Origin of the sequence: Deinococcus pimensis DSM 21231 (assembly GCF_000519345.1) — a bacterium.
GTDB lineage: Bacteria > Deinococcota > Deinococci > Deinococcales > Deinococcaceae > Deinococcus_A > Deinococcus_A pimensis.
Genome location: NZ_KI912633.1, coordinates 218,914 through 220,117, shown reverse-complemented (window position 1 = coordinate 220,117; position 1,204 = coordinate 218,914). Strand labels below are relative to the sequence as shown.

Here is a 1,204-nt window from a genome sequence, read left to right as displayed (position 1 = left end):
GCGCACGCGTCCCCGCCCGCGCTGCTGCTCGCGCTGTCGGTGCTGCTGGTGCTGTTCCTGCTGCTGCCCACGTTCGTGCTGCTGGAGCGCGGCCTGACGCCCGCGTTCGCGGCGACGCTGACGAGCCCGGCGGTGCTGGACGCGCTGCGCGTGAGCCTGTCCACGACGCTCGTGACGCTCCTCGTGACGGTGCTGCTCGGCACGCCCGTGGCGTTCCTGCTCGCCCGCTACGACTTTCCGGGCCGCGTGGTCCTCGACGCCCTGCTGGATCTGCCGGTGGTGCTGCCGCCCGTCGTGGCGGGCGTGGGGCTGCTGCTGACCTTCGGACGGAGCGGTCTGCTGGGCCCGCCGCTGGAACTCGCGGGCGTGTCCGTGGCGTTCAGCCCGGCGGCGGTGGTGCTCGCGCAGCTCTTCGTGAGCGCCCCGTTCTTCGTGCGCGCCGCGAAGGCGGGCTTCTCGGCGGTGGACCGCGACGTGGAGGCGGCCGCCCTCACGGACGGCGCGTCGCGCTTCACGATGTTCCGGCTCGTGACGTGGCCGCTCGCGTTCCCCTTCCTGCTCGAGGGGCTGGTGCTGGCCTGGGCGCGCGCGCTGGGGGAGTTCGGCGCGACGATCCTCTTCGCGGGGTCGCTGGCGGGCTCCACGCGGACGGTGACCCTCGCGATCTACTCCGCGCTGGAGAGCGACCTCGGGCCCGCGCTGGTGCTGAGCGCCGTGATGGTGACGGTGGCGTTCGCGTTGCTGTTCGTGGTGCGGGTGCTCGCCCGCGTGCGCCCCTGACTGACCGGTCCGGCAGGAGAAGACGACCACCCACGGCGGTCAAACGGACGTTCGGAACGTGAGCCCGTCCCCCAGCGTCTCCTCACCCGTGCCGTAGGATGACCGGAACGATGGAGGTCCGAATGCCCGAACTGACGCTGCCCGCCCACCGCGGCCTGCTGGAAGCCTACCGCGCCTTCCTGCCGGTCACCGACCGGACCCCCATGCTGACCCTGCACGAGGGCAACACGCCCCTGGTGCACGCGCCCGCGCTGTCCGAGCGGCTCGGCGTCACCCTCCACCTCAAGTTCGAGGGCGCCAACCCCACCGGCTCCTTCAAGGACCGCGGGATGGTCGTCGCGGTCGCCAAGGCCGCCGAGGCGGGCTCGCGCGCCGTCATCTGCGCCAGCACCGGCAACACGTCCGCCGCCGCCGCCGCGTACGC

2 protein-coding genes are annotated in these 1,204 nt (G+C 73.3%); both read left to right on the top strand.

The genetic code is table 11. The features are described 5' to 3' along the window. Nucleotides 1–780 (top strand): ABC transporter permease (locus tag DEIPI_RS0105745; protein ID WP_342667502.1); only part of this gene is annotated, 780 nt, incomplete at its 5' end. Nucleotides 781–902: 122 nt separating this feature from the next. After that, the coding region (locus DEIPI_RS28830; protein ID WP_045233702.1) for a pyridoxal-phosphate dependent enzyme at nt 903–1,204 on the top strand (302 nt) is incomplete at its 3' end.